This window comes from Methylobacterium sp. J-048 (assembly GCF_022829515.1).
Classification (GTDB): domain Bacteria; phylum Pseudomonadota; class Alphaproteobacteria; order Rhizobiales; family Beijerinckiaceae; genus Methylobacterium.
The window spans coordinates 1-1,037 of sequence record NZ_JAKSYL010000208.1 but is presented as its reverse complement, the minus strand read 5'-3'; the positions used below and the strand labels follow the sequence as shown (position 1 = coordinate 1,037).

1 protein-coding gene is annotated in these 1,037 nt (G+C 63.1%); it reads right to left on the bottom strand.

The window, feature by feature from the left end:
- Window positions 1–589: 589 nt before the first annotated feature.
- Window positions 590–859, bottom strand: a complete 270-nt coding sequence (locus MKL09_RS20820) for a hypothetical protein (RefSeq protein WP_244023303.1) — start codon at window positions 857–859, stop codon at window positions 590–592.
- Window positions 860–1,037: the final 178 nt, after the last annotated feature.

The window sequence follows — 1,037 nt, the reverse complement described above, 5'->3', positions numbered from 1 at the left end:
ATGACGCTGGCCATGCCGAAGCGCTGATATCTGGGATCGCTGCTTCGTATCCAGTCCATGGGCAGCGGCCGGGATCGCAAGTGCGCTGGTTTTGCTACGCGGGTGATGTCCACGAGATCTATGCTTGTCCACATTCTTGAGCCCGTTGGGCATGCGCCTCGGTCGGCATCTGGTCATCTCCCGTCGACGAGCCAGAGCATCAAGGCGGATGCCACCAGCAGGACGACGAAAGCCGCTGCGCCCCCGATATCACGCCGCTCAATCGCTTTCCCGTCCCGAACCGTCGTGAGCATCCGGGCCGCCGAGTAACCGCCGCCCGCACCCGACAGGACGACGGCGGTGATCAGGATCCAGCCCGGTAAGGGTCTGAGGCATCGCGCGCTACTGCAGCCGGCTGCCCTCGGCGTTCAAGCTGAGGCAGATCGCGAGAGCCAGCAGGTCACCGGCGGTGATCCATGCGCCGCCATCGACGCGCTACCTCTCGAATTCATCGTCGGGCTCGACGAAGTGGCCGCGGGACGTGATCACCGCCACAGCTTCCACGATCGGGTCCGAGTCCTCGAACATGCGGCTACGCGGACGCGATCATCTAGCGCCACTGCTCCTTCATGCAGGCCAGCACATAGACGGTCCGCATGCATCGCTCTGTTTCGGACTGGGAACGCGCACTGCCCATGCAGGCGTCCATCCCCGAGGAGAGCAACAAGCGATCGACATCCTTCGCGGTGGCGCAGGTGAAGATTGGCTGGAACCCCTCGAACTTGCTCACCTGCCAGAAGATGGCGACGACTGACAGCAGGCAGAACGAGCAGACCATCAGCCTGCTGTCATAGAACCAGTGCCTGCTGTTGGTGGTCATGGTCGTAGGCTCGCTCACCCCTTCACCGGATGCGCTAGCAGGATCGCGGCACGCACCCTGCCGCGCTTCCATTGAGCCTGATCGGATTTCAGCGCTATCGTCACCTGCTCGTTCGTGCGGACCATCTCGACAAGGTCGAGCACCCACCCCTTTGCCAGGGGGTAGGCCTCGGTCTTGA